Genomic DNA, 15,695 nt, shown 5'->3' with positions numbered 1-15,695 from the left:
CCTTGACCACAGTCCGCGTTCATGCCGCTACGCTTGGTGAACATGAAGATCGCTTTCGTGGGAAAGGGCGGCAGCGGCAAGACGACGCTGTCCTCCCTCTTCATCCGCCACCTCGCAGCCAATGAAGCCCCCGTCGTCGCGGTGGACGCCGACATCAACCAGCACCTCGGCGCGGCCCTCGGGCTCGGCGAGGACGAGGCCGCCGCGCTGCCCGCCCTGGGCGCGCACCTGCCGATGATCAAGGAGTACCTGCGCGGATCCAATCCGCGCATCGCGTCCGCCGACAGCATGATCAAGACCACGCCGCCCGGCACCGGCTCCCGGCTGCTGCGGATCACCGAGGACAACCCGGTCTACGAGGCCTGCGCGCGCACGCTGCTCCTCGACGGGGACCCCGTCCGGCTGATGGCGACCGGACCGTTCACCGAGGCCGACCTCGGGGTGGCCTGCTACCACTCGAAGGTCGGCGCGGTCGAGCTCTGCCTCAACCACCTGGTCGACGGTCCCGACGAATACGTCGTCGTCGACATGACGGCCGGGTCGGACTCCTTCGCCTCCGGCATGTTCACCCGCTTCGACGTGACCTTCCTCGTCGCCGAGCCGACCCGCAAGGGCGTCTCCGTCTACCGCCAGTACAAGGAGTACGCCCGGGACTTCGGTGTCGCGCTCAAGGTCGTCGGCAACAAGGTGCAGGGACCGGAGGACATCGAGTTCCTCCAGGACGAGGTGGGCGAGGACCTGCTGGTCACCTTCGGGCACTCGGACTGGGTACGGGCGATGGAGAAGGGACGGCCGGCCGCCTTCGAACTGCTGGAGGCCACGAACCGGCTCGCCCTGCAGGCCCTCCAGGACGCGGCCGAGGACTCCTACGCCGGCCGGGACTGGTCCAAGTACACGGAGCAGATGGTGCACTTCCACCTGCGGAACGCGCAGAGCTGGGGCAACGCCAAGACCGGGGTCGACCTGGCGGAACAGGTCGACCCCGGCTTCGTCCTGCACGAGGCCGTCGGGATCCCCGGTGAGGCGCTGGTCAGCCCTCGTCCGACTCCGACTCCGATTCCTCAGCCTGTTCACCAGCCGGCTTGACCCCGGAGGCATCCGACGGGGCGGCCGGCCGAGCCGGCGGCCCCGCGGTGAGGAAGGTGCCCCAGCCCTGCTCGGGCGCCTCGCCGACGTCGAGGGTGCGCATCCACTCCAGGGTCTTGGGGTCCTGGGCGTCCAGCCAGTCGGCCAGCTCGCGGAACGGCACGCAGCGGACCTCGGGCTTGGTGCACATGCTCTGGATGGACTCCTCCACGGCACGCATGTAGGTGCCGCCGTTCCACGACTCGAAGTGGTTGCCGATGATCAGCGGCGCGCGGTTGCCCTGGTAGGCCCGGTCGAAGGCCTGGCGCAGGCCGTCGCGCATCTGGTCGCCCCAGTACCGGTGCTGCGAGGGGTCGCCCTGGGAGGTCGTGCCCGACTGGTTGACCATGTAGTTGTAGTCCATGCTCAGCGTGTCGAAGGCGCGCCCCGGCATGGGGACGAGCTGGAGCGGGATGTCCCAGAGCCCGTCGGTCTTCTTGGGCCAGATCTGCTTGCTGATGCCGCTGGAGTCGTAGCGGAAGCCCATGTCCTTGGCCGCCAGCATGAAGTTCTTCTGGCCTTCGAGGCAGGGGGTGCGGGCGCCGATGAGTTCCTTGTCGTAGTCGAAGGGGAGGGCTTCCAGGTCCTTCAGGCCCGCGTTCGTCTTCCAGTTCTTCACGAAGGACTTGGCCTGGTTGATCTCGCTCTTCCACTCCTCCACGGACCAGGTGCCGACGCCGCCCTCGGGTCCGCAGAAGTGGCCGTTGAAGTGGGTGCCGATCTCATTGCCCTCCAGCCAGGCCGCACGGACCTGGGTGGCGGTGTCCTTGATGCCCTGGAGGTCACCGAAGCCGATGTCGGAGCGGCCGGAGTCGTGCTGCGGGGCGGTATAGAGGGAACGTTTCCCCTCCGGCAGCATGTACACGCCGCTGAGGAAGTAGGTCATCCGGGCGTTGTACTTCTTCCCGACCTCGCGGAAGTGCGAGAAGAGCTTCTGGCTGTCCTCGCCGGCGCCGTCCCAGGAGAACACCACGAACTGCGGCGGCTTCTCGCCCGGCTTCAGCTTCCGCGGCTTCACCACGTTCGGCTGGGGACCGGTGTAGGCGGTGGAACCGTCACCGATGGGCCGCATGACGCTACCGGGGGCCTCCGGCGCGGCGGCGCCCTTCCTCACCTTCGACTTGGCGGGCTCAGACGTGCTGCACCCGGCGGCGCCCAGCACCAGGGCCGTGGCGACCAGGCCGCCGGCGATCTTCTTCGTGGCGGCGATCATCCGCACACCTCTCCCTCGCAGTTCCCAACGCAGGACTTCCGCGCCGCAACGTCCCACGGGGGCCACTTTGAAGAAGGTGTGACAAGCCGGACAAAATGCTTAATCACCCTTGAGTGCTAATTCGTAGACCATTTGCCCCTATTATCCCCATCTTCTCTTTACTCTCCATTACCATCCATTTACCGAGCGTTGAGACTCCCGCCGCTTCATCCCTCCTCAGAGGAGACGGGACCCCATGACTGCCCCCACCCCGGCCGCGCCGAGCCCGGCCACCCAGAACCCCGACCCGCAGACCCCCACCGCAGCCGCCCAGACGCCCCCACCCCGCGGGAAGTTCTCCGCGGACCTGTCGGCCTCCATCGCCGTCTTCCTGATCGCCCTGCCGCTCTCCCTCGGCATCGCGCTCGCCACCGGAGCCCCCTTGCAGGCCGGGCTGGTGGCCGCGGCGGTCGGCGGGATCGTGGCCGGCCGGTTCGGCGGAGCCCCGCTCCAGGTGAGCGGGCCCGCGGCCGGACTCACCGTCGTGACCGCCGAGTTGATCCAGCACTACGGATGGCGCACCACCTGCGCGATTACCGTGCTCGCCGGCTGCTGCCAGCTCGGGCTCGCCTTCCTGCGCACCGCCCGGTCCGCGCTCATGGTGAGTCCGGCGATCGTGCACGGCATGCTCGCGGGCATCGGCGTGACCATCGCCCTGGCCCAGCTGCACATCGTGCTCGGCGGCACCCCGCAGAGCTCCGCCGTGGCCAACGTCCAGGGCCTGCCGGCCCAGTTGGCCGACCTCCATCCGGCGGCGCTCGGGGTGAGCGCGCTGACGGTGTTCGTGCTGCTCGGCTGGTCCCGGGTGCCCGGGCGGGCCGGTGCGGTCCTGCGCAAGGTCCCGGCCGCCCTGGCCGCCGTCGCCGCGGCCACGGCGTTCGCCTCGCTCGCGGGGCTCACCCTGCCCCGCGTCGATCTGCCCTCGTGGCGCAGTCACGCCCTGCCCGAACTGCCCGAAGGGCCGGTGCTCGGGCTGATCGCCGCCGTACTGACGATCACTCTGGTCGGCAGTGTGGAGTCCCTGCTGTCCTCCGTGGCCACCGACAAGCTGATCGCCTCCGAGCGCGGTACGGAGGACCGCCCGCCGCGCGCCGACCTGGACCGCGAACTGCGCGGCCAGGGTGCGGCGAACATCGTCTCCGGCGCGCTGGGCGGACTCCCGGTGACGGGGGTCGCCGTCCGCAGCGTCGCCAACGTCAAGTCCGGTGCCGTCAGCCGGAAATCGGCCATGTTGCACGGCTTGTGGGTGGTGATCGCGGCCGGGCTGCTCGTCCCCGTCCTCGACCTGATCCCGCTCGCGGCGCTGGCCGCCCTGGTCATGGCCGTCGGGATCCAGATGGTGTCCATCACGCACCTGCGTACGGTCTCCCGGCACCGCGAGTCCCTGGTCTACGCGACGACCATCGTGGCCGTGGTGCTGGGCGGGGTACTGGAAGGGGTCGCCATCGGCATCGCCGTGGCCGTCGCCGTGGCCCTGCACCGGCTCGCCCGGACGCGGATCACCGTCGAGGAGCGGGACGGAGTCCACCGGGTCCGCGCGCGCGGCCAGTTGACCTTCCTCGCGGTGCCCCGGCTGAGCCGCGTGCTCAACCAGATCCCGCACACGGGACACACCGTGATCGAGCTGGACGGCTCCTTCATGGACCACGCCGCCTACGAGACCCTCCAGGACTGGCAGGACTCCCACCTGGCGCACGGCGGTTCGCTGGAGGTCACCGGCCGCTCCGGCGCCGCGATCGCCGGGGGCGACGGGGGCGAGGGGGCGGAGGGCACGTCCGGTGGCGGGCACCGCGGCGACGCGGGCGGGCGCGGAGCGCACCAGTGCTGCCGGCCCTGGACGCCCTGGCAGAACCACTGCGACCACCGCGCCGTGAGCGCGGCCACCGCCGGCACCACCGGTGGCACCACCGGCGCCGGCGGCGCGGCCACCGGCGGCGCGGAGAGCGCCGGCCGCGCGGATTCCCGTACGCTGCCCGGCGCGGACGGGACGGCGGCTTCCGCCCGGCGGCGCGGGGCGGGCCAACTGGCCAACGGCATCAGCGCCTTCCAGCGGGACACCGCGCCCCGTGTACGGGACGAGCTGGCCCGGCTGGCCCGCGAAGGCCAGCGGCCCTCGCAGCTCTTCCTCACCTGCGCGGACTCCCGCCTGGTCACCAGCATGATCACGGCGAGTGGCCCCGGGGACCTCTTCACCGTCCGCAACGTGGGCAACCTGGTGCCGCTGCCGGGCGCCGAGTCCACCGACGACTCGGTCGCCGCGGCCATCGAGTACGCGGTGGACGTGCTCAAGGTCGACAGCATCACCGTGTGCGGGCACTCGGGCTGCGGGGCCATGCAGGCCCTGCTGAACTCCCACCCCGAGGCGCCGATGACCCCGCTGCGGCGCTGGCTGCGGCACGGCCTGCCCAGCCTGGAGCGGATGGGCAGCCGCCACCACGCGTGGGCACGGATCGCGGGACGGCTCCCGGCCGACGCCGTGGAGCAGCTGTGCCTGACCAACGTGGTCCAGCAGCTGGAGCACTTGCGGGCGCACGAATCGGTGGCCCGGCGGCTCGCCGAGGGCACGCTGGAACTGCACGGCATGTACTTCCACGTGGGCGAGGCCCAGGCGTACCTGCTGTCCGAGGGCGAGGACTTCTTCGACTGTCGGGTTTTCGACAGCGTCGGCCAGAGCGTCTGAGACGCCCCGCACCTGAACCGATACCCTCCCGTAACCGTGCAAGCGGTTGGCCCCTTCCCGCACCCTGCAGCGGGGAGGGGTCATTCGTGCGTCCGCCGCACGCCGCCGCACACCGTTCTTCGTACGGGCCCAGTCGTGGTATAGGTCTAAACCAATTCTCGGCTACCCCTTGTCACCTGGGCGTCTGAACTGATGAGCTATGCCCGGGGACACAACGGACACCCTGGGAAAGGGAGATGTCGTGAGCAATGACAGCCTGGCCAATCTGCTCAAAGAGGAGCGTCGGTTCGCACCGCCCGCCGCTCTGGCCGCCGCCGCCAACGTGACCGAGGCGGCGTACGCGCAGGCCGACGCGGACCGGCTGGGCTTCTGGGCCGAGCAGGCCCGGCGGCTGACCTGGGACACGGAGCCGACCGAGACGCTCGACTGGAGCAACCCGCCCTTCGCGAAGTGGTTCGCGGACGGCAAGCTCAACGTCGCGTACAACTGCGTGGACCGCCACGTCGAGGCCGGCAACGGCGAACGCGTCGCGATCCACTTCGAGGGCGAGCCCGGCGACAGCCGCTCGATCACCTACGCGCAGCTCAAGGACGAGGTCTCGCAGGCGGCCAACGCCCTCACCGAGCTCGGTGTACGGGCGGGCGACCGGGTCGCCGTCTACCTGCCGATGATCCCCGAAGCGGTCGTGGCGATGCTCGCGTGCGCCCGCGTCGGCGCCGCCCACTCGGTGGTCTTCGGCGGCTTCTCCGCCGACGCCGTCGCCTCCCGCATCCAGGACGCCGACGCCAAGCTGGTGATCACCGCCGACGGCGGCTACCGCCGTGGCAAGCCCAGTGCGCTCAAGCCCGCCATCGACGAGGCCGTGGGCAAGTGCCCGCAGGTCGAGCACGTGCTGGTCGTACGCCGCACCGGCCAGGACACCGCCTTCACCGAGGGCCGGGACGTCTGGTGGCACGACGTGGTCGCCCGCCAGTCCACCGAGCACACCCCGCGGGCCTTCGACGCCGAGCACCCGCTCTTCATCCTCTACACCTCGGGGACCACGGGTAAGCCCAAGGGCATCCTGCACACCTCGGGCGGCTACCTGACGCAGGCCGCGTACACCCACCACGCGGTCTTCGACCTCAAGCCGGAGACCGACGTCTACTGGTGCACCGCCGACATCGGCTGGGTGACCGGGCACTCCTACATCGTCTACGGGCCGCTCGCCAACGGCGCCACCCAGGTGATGTACGAGGGCACGCCGGACACCCCGCACCAGGGCCGGTTCTGGGAGGTCGTCCAGAAGTACGGCGTCACCATCCTCTACACCGCGCCCACGGCGATCCGTACGTTCATGAAGTGGGGCGACGACATCCCCGCGAAGTTCGACCTGTCGAGCCTGCGCGTACTGGGCTCGGTCGGCGAGCCGATCAACCCCGAGGCCTGGATCTGGTACCGCAAGCACATCGGCGGCGACCGCTGCCCGATCGTGGACACCTGGTGGCAGACCGAGACCGGCGCGATGATGATCTCCCCGCTGCCGGGCGTGACCGAGACCAAGCCCGGATCGGCCCAGCGCGCACTGCCCGGAATCTCGGCCACCGTCGTCGACGACGAGGCCAACGAGGTCGGCAACGGCGGTGGCGGCTACCTCGTCCTGACAGAGCCGTGGCCGTCGATGCTGCGCACCATCTGGGGCGACGACCAGCGGTTCATCGACACCTACTGGTCGCGCTTCGAGGGCAAGTACTTCGCGGGCGACGGCGCCAAGAAGGACGACGACGGCGACATCTGGCTGCTCGGCCGGGTCGACGACGTGATGCTGGTGTCCGGCCACAACATCTCGACGACCGAGGTCGAATCGGCCCTCGTCTCGCACCCCTCCGTCGCCGAGGCGGCGGTGGTCGGCGCGGCCGACGAGACCACCGGTCAGGCCATCGTGGCCTTCGTGATCCTGCGGGGCAGCGCCTCGGAGACGGACACCCTGGTCGGCGAACTGCGCAACCACGTCGGTGCCACGCTCGGCCCGATCGCGAAGCCGAAGCGGATCCTGCCGGTGCAGGAGCTCCCCAAGACCCGCTCGGGCAAGATCATGCGCCGTCTGCTGCGCGACGTGGCCGAGAACCGGGCGGTCGGCGACGTCACCACCCTGGCAGACTCCTCGGTGATGGACCTGATCCAGAACAAGCTGCCGAGCGCCTCCGACGAGGACTGACGGACAGCGGCCCCATCCCGCCACCCGGCTACTCGGCCACCCGAAGGGCCCCGGAGGGCGTCCGGCGCACAGCGCGCCGGACGCCCTCCTCCCGTTTAAGGTGAAGATCACCCGATACGACCGCGCACACCCTGTAAAATAAAAGAAGCGTCAATATTTGACGTCCGAAAGTCTCAGGGTGCGCCGGGAAGTCTGGTCGGCAACTGCATTTGCCATGCCGTCGACCACCCGGAGGTTCCCCACCGTGGCCACCCCCACGCCCAGCCGCAAACTCCTCGGCAGGCTCTCGCTGCCCGAGCGCCGCTTCGTCGCGGACGCTCTGCGCACCGAGACCGTCGGCGGCGTCCTGCTCCTGGTGGCCGCGGTCGCCGCCCTCGTCTGGGCGAACATCCCCGGCATCTCCGCCAGCTACGACAGCGTCCGCTCCTTCCACATCGGGCCCGCCTCCCTCGGCCTGGACCTCTCCCTCCAGCACTGGGCGGCCGACGGCCTGCTCGCCGTCTTCTTCTTCGTCGCCGGCATCGAGCTCAAGCGCGAACTCGTCGCGGGAGACCTGCGCGACCCCAAGGCCGCCGCCCTCCCGGTGGTCGCCGCCCTCTGCGGCATGGCCGTACCCGCGCTGGTCTACGTACTGGTCAACACCCTCGGCAACGGCTCGACCAGCGGCTGGGCGGTCCCGACGGCCACCGACATCGCCTTCGCGCTCGCCGTCCTCGCGGTCATCGGCACTTCCCTGCCGTCCGCGCTGCGCGCCTTCCTGCTGACCCTGGCCGTGGTCGACGACCTCTTCGCCATCCTGATCATCGCCGTGTTCTTCACCAGCGAGATCGACTTCCTGGCGCTGGGCGGGGCGGTCGCCGGTCTGGTCCTCTTCTGGTTCCTGCTCCGCTCGGGAGTCCGCGGCTGGTACCTGTACGTCCCGCTCGCCCTGGCGATCTGGGGCCTGATGTACAACAGCGGCGTCCACGCCACCATCGCCGGCGTCGCCATGGGCCTGATGCTCCGCTGCACCCGTAGGGACGGCGAGGAGCACTCGCCCGGCGAGCACATCGAGCACCTGGTCCGGCCGCTGTCCGCCGGTCTCGCCGTCCCCCTCTTCGCCCTGTTCTCCGCCGGGGTCTCGCTCTCGGGCGGGGCCGTCGCCGAGGTCTTCACCCGCCCCGAGACCCTCGGCGTGGTCCTCGGCCTGGTCGTCGGCAAGACCGTCGGCATCTTCGGCGGCACCTGGCTGGCCGCCCGCTTCACCAAGGCGGAGCTGAACGAGGACCTCGCCTGGCCGGACGTGCTCGCCGTGGCCTCGCTGGCCGGCATCGGCTTCACCGTGTCCCTGCTCATCGGCGAACTCGCCTTCGCCGACGACCCCGCCCTGATGGACGAGGTCAAGGCCGCCGTCCTGCTCGGCTCCCTCATCGCCGCGGTCGTCGCGTGCGTCCTGCTGAAGATGCGCGACCGCAAGTACCGGGCGCTGACCGAGGCGGAGGAGCTCGACGAGGACCTCGACGGCATCCCCGACATCTACGAACAGGACAACCCGGACTACCACCTGCGGATGGCGAAGATCTACGAGGAGAAGGCCGCGGAACACCGCCGCAGGGCCGCCGCCCACGCTCTCCAGCGCTCCGAAGCGGCGGGCGGGTCCAGCACGGGCGGCGACCGTCCGGCATGATCTGACTGACGACGGAGGACAGCCGCCGGAAGCAGACGACAGAGGGAGTCAGAGATGAGCGCAGTGGACCAAGGGGCGCAGGGAGCCGAGCGCACGCTCGGCCAGCTGGTCGCCTCGGCCACCGCCGAGATGTCGGCCCTGGTGCACGACGAGATCGCCCTCGCGAAGGTGGAGATCAAGCAGGACGTCAAGCGCGCGGGCATCGGCAGCGGCGCCGCCATCGTCGCGGGAGTGCTGCTGCTCTTCTCCCTCCCCGTACTGAGTTTCGCCGCGGCCTACGGCATCCACAATCTCGGGCTCGGGCTCGCCTGGTCCTTCCTGATCGTCGGGGTCGCGTTCTGGCTGCTCGCGGGCCTGATCGGACTGGTCGCCATGGCGAAGTTCAAGAAGGTCAAGCCGCCGGTGAAGACCATCGAGTCCGTCAAGCAGACCGCGGCCCTCGTCGGCACCGTCAAGCCGCACCCGCGCCCGGTCAGTGACAACGTCGTGGGTGTGGCACGCTCGTCCTCATGACAGCCCCCTCGCCGGACCCCGGTACCCCGCCCACCGCTGCCACGGCGGTCCGGCTCGACGTGCCGGGCGCCAGGAAGGTGCTCCACCGGGACGTCGCGGCCAACGGTGCGCGGTTCCACGTCGCGGAGGTCGGCGACGGGCCACTGGTCCTCCTGCTGCACGGATTCCCGCAGTTCTGGTGGACCTGGCGGCACCAGCTGAACGCCCTCGCCGACGCCGGGTACCGCGCGGTCGCGATGGACCTGCGCGGCGTGGGCGGCAGCGACCGCACCCCGCGCGGCTACGACCCAGCGAACCTCGCGCTCGACATCACCGGCGTCGTACGGTCCCTCGGCGAACCGGACGCCGCGCTCGTCGGGCACGACCTGGGCGGCTACCTCGCCTGGACGGCGGCCGTGATGCGGCCCAAGCTCGTGCGCCGGCTGGTCGTCTCCTCGATGCCGCACCCGCGCCGCTGGCGCTCCGCGATGCTGGCCGACTTCGGCCAGACCCGGGCGAGTTCCCACATCTGGGGGTTCCAGCGGCCGTTCATCCCCGAGCGGCAGCTCGTCGCCGACGACGGGGCCCTCGTGGGGCAGCTCATCCGCGACTGGTCCGGTCCCCGGCTCCAGGAGGACGGCGTCGACGAGGAGGCCCTCGCCGTGTACCGGCGGGCGATGTGCATCCCCTCAACGGCGCACTGCTCGATCGAGCCGTACCGCTGGATGATGCGGTCGATGGCCCGCCCGGACGGACTCCAGTTCAACCGGCGGATGAAGCGGCCCGTGCGGGTACCGACCCTGCACCTGCACGGTTCCCTCGACCCGGTGATGCGCACCAGGAGCGCGGCCGGATCCGGGGAGTACGTCGAAGCCCCGTACCGCTGGCGGCTGTTCGACGGTCTCGGGCACTTCCCGCACGAGGAGGACCCGGTGGCCTTCTCGACCGAGCTGGTCAACTGGCTGAAGGATCCCGAACCCGACCGCTGACGGGCCGTCCGGCGCTCGCTGACGGACCGGCAGGTGATTTCGTATGCTCGTCTTACGAGCGTTCAATTGCCTGGCGCATAGGCCAATTGGCCGCCCCGGACGGGGTTACCGACCTTGGGGCCCGGGCAGAGCTCGTTGTATGGGCTGGACGCACGACCACGGTGACACCGCACACGAACGACGCTCGGCCACGGCGCCGGGCGATCACGACAGGACCGGCCGGGGAGGCCACGACCCCCGGCTCGGCATCCCACGCATCCTGCGCCGCCGGGCCCGCTGGGTCTCGGCCAGGCTCCGGCATCCCCGCATGTAGGAACGGCGGAAACGGCGCCGGGGCACCGCGTGGTGCGGTGGCCCCGGCGCCGGTCAGAGGGCGCAGCCCTGGCTGTCGGCGCGGCGGTCGGCGGTCCGGCCGATCCGGATGTCGTCGCGGATCTCGTCCACCGTCAGGGCGTAGCCGGTGTTCGGGTCGTCGAGCGACTTCGCGAAGACGACCCCGTACACCTTGCCGTCGGGCGTGAGCAGCGGGCCGCCGGAGTTGCCCTGGCGCACGGTCGCGTAGAGCGAGTAGACGTCGCGGCGGACGGTGCCCCGGTGGTAGATGTCCGGGCCGTTGGCGTTGATGCGGCCGCGGACGCGGGCCGCGCGGACGTCGTACGCGCCGTTCTCCGGGAAGCCGGCGACGATCGCGTCGCTGCCGCTCGCCGCGTCCTTGTCGGCGAACTCCAGCGCCGGGGCCTTCAGCTTGGGCACGTCCAGGACGGCGATGTCGCGCGCCCAGTCGTAGAGCACGACCTTGCCGTCGTAGAGCTTGCCCTCGCCGCCAACCTGGACGGTGGGCTCGCCGACGCCTCCGACGACGTGCGCGTTGGTCATCACCTTGCCGGGGGCGAAGACGAAGCCGGTGCCCTCCAGGACCTTGCTGCAACTGGGCGCCGTGCCGACGACCTTCACGATCGAGAGCTTGGCCTGTTCGGCGACGCCGCTGCGGGCGAGCGCCGGGTCGGGCGCCTTGACCTCGGTGATCGGCTCGTTCGAGAACGGGCTGAAGACCTGCGGGAAGCCGTTGCGGGCGAGGGTGGAACTGAAGTCCGAGAACCAGGTGTTGGCCTGGGCGGGGAGCACCCGCGACACGCCCAGGAGCACCTTGGAGTTGCGGACCTCCTTGCCCAGCGTGGGAAGTGACGTCCCGGCGAGGGCCGAGCCGATCAGCCAGGCCACCAGCAGCATCGCGACGACGTTGACCAGCGCGCCGCCGGTCGCGTCGAGGGCGCGGGCCGGCGACCAGGTGATGTGGCGGCGGACTCGGTTGCCGAGGTGGGTGGTCAGGGCCTGGCCGATCGAGGCACAGATGATGATCACGACGACGGCGATGACGACGACGGTCGTGGTCACCTGGGTGCCGTTGTCGGTCACCCGGTCCCAGATCAGGGGCAGCAGGGACACGGCGACGAGACCACCGCCGAGGAAGCCGATCACCGACAGGACGCCGACGACGAACCCCTGGCGGTAGCCGACGATCGCGAACCACACGGCGGCGACCAGCAACAGGATGTCCAGCACGTTCACGTGGGCCACCGTCTCATGCGCGCCAGTCGAGCGGGACGTGACGTGAGCGGTCCCACGGCCGCTCCCAGCCCGCGAAGTGCAGGATCCGGTCGATCACCCCGGCCGTGAACCCCCACACCAGAGCCGATTCGACCAGGAACGCGGGACCTTGGTGGCCGCCCGGGTGCACCACGGTCACCCGGTTGCCGGGGTCCGTGAGATCCGCCACGGGAACCGTGAAGACCCGGGCCGTCTCCGCCGGGTCCACCGCGCCGACCGGGGAGGGCTCCCGCCACCAGCCGAGCACCGGAGTCACGACGAACTCGCTGACCGGGATGTAGAGCCGGGGCAGGACTCCGAAGAGCTGGACGCCGGCCGGATCGAGGCCGGTCTCCTCCTCGGCCTCGCGCAGCGCGGCGCGCAGCGGGCCGGTCGTGTGCGGGTCGCCGTCGCCCGGGTCGAGGGCGCCGCCCGGGAAGGAGGGCTGGCCAGCGTGCGAGCGCAGGGTGCCGGCGCGTTCCTGGAGCAGCAGCTCCGGGCCTCGCGGGCCCTCGCCGAAGAGGATCAGCACGGCGGACTGGCGGCCGCGGCCGTCCTCGGGTGGCAGGAAGCGGCTGAGCTGGCGGGGCTCCACGGTGCGGGCGGCCGACGCCACGGGGTCGAGCCACTCGGGCAGGCCGTCGGTGGTGAGGGCCAGCCCCTCGCGGGCGGCCGGGGCCGCCGTGGTCTCGTCCCGTGTACCGCGCGTCATAGGCACCCCTGTCCGTGTTCTCCCACACCGCTGAACGCGGTCCGGGTACCGATTCGTTCCGTGGCGCCCCGTACGGCGGTACGGGCGGCCGCCGGGGCGGTGCCGTACCGCCCGGCGGCCGCAGACCCCGCTCAGGGCGCCGTACGGGCCCCCAGCGGCGGGGCCGGGAGGCCCGGGTAGTCCGGGGGCGGGGTCAGGCGCTGGCCCGGCTGGCCGCCCTTCTCGTACTTCAGCAGCTTCTTCGCCTTCTCCGGGTCGGTTTCGCCCTCGCCGTACGCCGGGCAGAGCGGTGCGATCGGGCAGGCGCCGCAGGCGGGCTTGCGGGCGTGGCAGATGCGGCGGCCGTGGAAGACGACCCGGTGCGAGAGCATCGTCCACTCGCTCTTGGGGAAGATCGCGCAGATCTCGGCCTCGACCTTCTCCGGATCCTCCTGCTCGGTCCACTTGAAGCGGCGCACCAGCCGCCCGAAGTGGGTGTCGACGGTGATGCCGGGGACCCCGAAGGCGTTGCCGAGGACCACGTTGGCCGTCTTGCGGCCGACTCCCGGGAGGGTCACGAGGTCCTCGATGCGGCCCGGCACCTCGCCGCCGAAGCGGTCCCGCAGGGCCTGGGAGAGGCCGAGGAGGGACTTCGACTTCGCCCGGAAGAACCCGGTCGGCCGGATGATCTCCTCCAGATCCTCCGGCGCGGCCGCCGCCATGTCCTCGGGCGTGGGATAGGCGGCGAAGAGGGCCGGGGTCGTCTGGTTCACGCGCAGGTCGGTGGTCTGCGCGGACAGGACGGTGGCGACCAGGAGCTCGAAGGGATTCCGGAAGTCCAGCTCCGGATGGGCGTACGGGTACACCTCGGCCAGCTCGCGATTGATGCGGCGGGCCCGGCGGACCATGGCCAGGTGGGATTCCGGCCGCGCGGCCGACGCCCCCGGCCGCGGTTTCTTGGCCGAAGCTTTGCCCTCGGCGGTGGGCGGGGCCTTGCTGGGCACCTTCGCGGGGGCTTGTTCGCCCACGGCTGAATTTGAGCCCGCCGTCACTCCTGCGGACCCCTTGGCCTGTGCTCTCACCGGCTTATTGGACACCCGGCCAGCCTAAGGCCGGCCGCTGACACCCGCCCGGACCTCAGGTAACACCACTCCGATTGGTCTCTCGCCGCACAGCACGCCCGTCCGTCCGGCATCCTTGTGATTGATCGCACTGTTTGAGCCGTCCGGCAAAATGGGGAGCGGTCCCCTGGCTGGTCGACATAGGAGAGAGACTCGTGGACGACGTTCTGCGGCGCGCCCCGCTCTTCGCGGCGCTCGATGACGAGCAGGCCGCGGAGCTCCGCGCCTCCATGGGCGAGGTGACGCTCGCACGCGGTGACGCCCTGTTCCACGAGGGCGACCCCGGCGACCGGCTGTATGTCGTGACCGAGGGCAAGGTGAAGCTGCACCGCACCTCCCCCGACGGCCGCGAGAACATGCTGGCCGTCCTCGGCCCCGGCGAGCTGATCGGCGAGCTGTCGCTCTTCGACCCGGGCCCGCGCACCGCCACCGCCACCGCGCTGACCGAGGTCAAGCTCCTCGGCCTCGGCCACGGTGACCTCCAGCCGTGGCTCAACGCCCGGCCCGAGGTCGCGACCGCGCTGCTGCGCGCCGTCGCCCGGCGCCTGCGCAAGACCAACGACCAGATGTCCGACCTGGTCTTCTCCGACGTTCCCGGCCGCGTGGCCCGGGCGCTCCTCGACCTGTCGCGCCGCTTCGGCGTGCAGTCGGAGGAGGGCATCCACGTCGTCCACGACCTGACGCAGGAAGAGCTCGCGCAGCTCGTCGGCGCCTCCCGCGAGACCGTGAACAAGGCCCTGGCCGACTTCGCGGGCCGCGGCTGGCTGCGCTTGGAGGCGCGTGCCGTGATCCTGCTGGACGTGGAGCGGCTCGCGAAGCGCTCGCGCTGACGCCGTCGCCCGTACGCATCGCGAAGGGGTCCTGCCCGGCCGGGCGGGGCCCCTTCGCGCGTCCGCCACGGGCCGCGCGGCACCGGGGAGCGGTCCCGGGAAAATCCGGTGGACGCCCGCCGGCGGGAAGGCAGAGTGGGGCCATGGAGCACAGAGGGCTGGACGCGTACGGGTACTTCGAGCGGGAGGGCGCGCTGGGCCGGGTGCAGCCCGAGTTCGCCGCCCTGGTCGCGGCCGCGCGGAGCCGGATCTCCGAGGCGTACGGGCGCCGGCTGCACAGCGCCTACCTGTACGGGTCCGTGCCGCGCGGGACGGCCCGCCCCGGGCGCTCCGACCTCGACCTGCTGATCGCCCTGCACCGCGAGCCCACCGACGAGGACCGGGACACCGCCGAGGTGCTGGGGCGGAGCCTCGACGAGGAGTTCGCCGAGATCGACGGCGTGGGCGTCCTGCTGTACGGCAAGGACCGGCTGCTGAGCGAGCAGGAACGTTACGACCTGGGCTGGTTCCTCGCCTGCCTGTGCACCCCGCTGCTCGGCGCCGACCTGGCCGAGCACCTGCCCCGGTACCGTCCGGACGCCCTGCTGGCCCGCGAGCTGAACGGCGACCTGGCCACGCTGCTGCCCCGGTGGCGGGAGCGGGCCGAGGCCGCCTCCACGCCCGCCGAGTACCGCAGGATGAACCGTTTCTTCTCCCGGCACCTGGTGCGCACCGCGTTCACGCTGGTCATGCCCCGGTGGGGCGGCTGGAGCAGCGACCTGACCGAGTCCGCGGAGGTCTTCGGCCGGTACTACCCCGAGCGGGCCGCACAGCTGCGGGAGGCCGCCGCGGTGGCCCTCGACCCGGTCGCGGACCCGGCGGTGGCCCGCCGGTACGTCGAGGACCTGGGCCCGTGGCTCGCGGACGAGTACACGGCCCGCCTCGGCACGAAGACGCCCCGGGCGGCCTAGGGCCTGTCGTCAAACTCCCGTCTGCCCCGCGACGCCTGGCACGCGCTCTCGCCGCACCGGGCGAAAGCCAAGTACGTCCAGTACGCGGGCTTCCGCCCGGCGCACCGAGAGCACG

Annotated in this window: 12 protein-coding genes; 8 read left to right on the top strand and 4 right to left on the bottom strand. The window is 71.3% G+C overall.

Going from position 1 to position 15,695, the window contains the following annotated elements; all coding sequences use genetic code 11:
• Positions 1–42: 42 nt before the first annotated feature.
• A complete protein-coding gene (locus AC07B0_RS16235) occupies positions 43–1,086 on the top strand; it encodes an ATP-binding protein (protein ID WP_469381353.1) in 1,044 nt (347 codons plus the stop codon).
• Here AC07B0_RS16235 and AC07B0_RS16230 read toward each other — a convergent pair.
• Positions 1,031–2,338: a polysaccharide deacetylase family protein gene (locus tag AC07B0_RS16230; RefSeq protein WP_478898451.1), complete on the bottom strand. Its 1,308-nt coding sequence runs from the start codon at positions 2,336–2,338 to the stop codon at positions 1,031–1,033. The genes AC07B0_RS16235 and AC07B0_RS16230 overlap by 56 nt on opposite strands.
• 235 nt (positions 2,339–2,573) lie before the next feature.
• On the opposite strand from AC07B0_RS16230, the gene AC07B0_RS16225 reads away from it, so the two are divergent.
• From AC07B0_RS16225 to AC07B0_RS16205, 5 genes are all read left to right on the top strand, one after another.
• Positions 2,574–5,057, top strand: coding sequence for a SulP family inorganic anion transporter (locus AC07B0_RS16225; protein ID WP_478898450.1), 2,484 nt, complete (start codon positions 2,574–2,576; stop codon positions 5,055–5,057).
• A gap of 199 nt (positions 5,058–5,256) precedes the next feature.
• Entirely contained in the window at positions 5,257–7,254 is a 1,998-nt protein-coding gene (gene acs / locus AC07B0_RS16220; protein WP_356871390.1) for an acetate--CoA ligase, read from the top strand.
• Positions 7,255–7,498: 244 nt separating this feature from the next.
• Positions 7,499–8,920 carry a Na+/H+ antiporter NhaA gene (gene nhaA, locus AC07B0_RS16215; protein ID WP_356871392.1) on the top strand — a complete coding sequence of 474 codons (1,422 nt, stop codon included), beginning with the start codon at positions 7,499–7,501 and terminating at the stop codon, positions 8,918–8,920.
• A gap of 54 nt (positions 8,921–8,974) precedes the next feature.
• Positions 8,975–9,433 (top strand): phage holin family protein, encoded by a 459-nt coding sequence (locus AC07B0_RS16210; protein ID WP_356871394.1) that lies wholly within the window; start codon positions 8,975–8,977, stop codon positions 9,431–9,433.
• The gene (locus AC07B0_RS16205; protein WP_356871396.1) at positions 9,430–10,401 is read left to right on the top strand and encodes an alpha/beta fold hydrolase; all 972 of its coding nucleotides are present in this window, start codon (positions 9,430–9,432) and stop codon (positions 10,399–10,401) included. Before AC07B0_RS16210 ends, AC07B0_RS16205 begins: the two co-directional genes overlap by 4 nt.
• 366 nt (positions 10,402–10,767) lie before the next feature.
• Here AC07B0_RS16205 and AC07B0_RS16200 read toward each other — a convergent pair whose 3' ends face one another.
• The 3 genes from AC07B0_RS16200 to nth all read right to left on the bottom strand — a co-directional run bounded on the left by AC07B0_RS16200 (position 10,768) and on the right by nth (position 13,707).
• Complete coding sequence (locus AC07B0_RS16200) at positions 10,768–11,970, bottom strand: MarP family serine protease (RefSeq protein ID WP_356871398.1); 1,203 nt, start codon at positions 11,968–11,970, stop codon at positions 10,768–10,770.
• Positions 11,971–11,983: 13 nt separating this feature from the next.
• On the bottom strand, positions 11,984–12,700 hold the full coding sequence (locus AC07B0_RS16195) for an NUDIX hydrolase (protein ID WP_356871400.1): 717 nt from the start codon (positions 12,698–12,700) through the stop codon (positions 11,984–11,986).
• Between the two features lie 131 nt (positions 12,701–12,831).
• A complete protein-coding gene (gene nth / locus AC07B0_RS16190; RefSeq protein WP_356871402.1) occupies positions 12,832–13,707 on the bottom strand; it encodes an endonuclease III in 876 nt (291 codons plus the stop codon).
• Positions 13,708–13,955: 248 nt separating this feature from the next.
• On the opposite strand from nth, the gene AC07B0_RS16185 reads away from it, so the two are divergent.
• Both AC07B0_RS16185 and AC07B0_RS16180 read left to right on the top strand, forming a co-directional pair.
• Entirely contained in the window at positions 13,956–14,630 is a 675-nt protein-coding gene (locus AC07B0_RS16185) for a Crp/Fnr family transcriptional regulator (protein ID WP_003981529.1), read from the top strand.
• Positions 14,631–14,773: 143 nt separating this feature from the next.
• Complete coding sequence (locus AC07B0_RS16180) at positions 14,774–15,580, top strand: nucleotidyltransferase domain-containing protein (RefSeq protein WP_469381344.1); 807 nt, start codon at positions 14,774–14,776, stop codon at positions 15,578–15,580.
• Positions 15,581–15,695 lie beyond the last annotated feature (115 nt).

This window comes from Streptomyces sp. NPDC044704 (genome assembly GCF_056433525.1).
The sequence above is the reverse complement of the archived record's forward strand: the minus strand, read 5'-3'. Positions and strand labels throughout refer to the sequence as shown.

Bases quoted from the DNA above. Each gene is read 5' to 3' on its own strand.
- AC07B0_RS16235 (WP_469381353.1), top strand. From the start codon at position 43: ATGAAGATCGCTTTCGTGGGAAAGGGCGGCAGCGGCAAGACGACGCTG.
- AC07B0_RS16230 (WP_478898451.1), bottom strand. From the start codon at position 2,338: ATGATCGCCGCCACGAAGAAGATCGCCGGCGGCCTGGTCGCCACGGCC.
- AC07B0_RS16225 (WP_478898450.1), top strand. From the start codon at position 2,574: ATGACTGCCCCCACCCCGGCCGCGCCGAGCCCGGCCACCCAGAACCCC.
- acs (WP_356871390.1), top strand. From the start codon at position 5,257: ATGCCCGGGGACACAACGGACACCCTGGGAAAGGGAGATGTCGTGAGC.
- AC07B0_RS16210 (WP_356871394.1), top strand. From the start codon at position 8,975: ATGAGCGCAGTGGACCAAGGGGCGCAGGGAGCCGAGCGCACGCTCGGC.
- AC07B0_RS16205 (WP_356871396.1), top strand. From the start codon at position 9,430: ATGACAGCCCCCTCGCCGGACCCCGGTACCCCGCCCACCGCTGCCACG.
- AC07B0_RS16195 (WP_356871400.1), bottom strand. From the start codon at position 12,700: ATGACGCGCGGTACACGGGACGAGACCACGGCGGCCCCGGCCGCCCGC.
- AC07B0_RS16180 (WP_469381344.1), top strand. From the start codon at position 14,774: ATGGAGCACAGAGGGCTGGACGCGTACGGGTACTTCGAGCGGGAGGGC.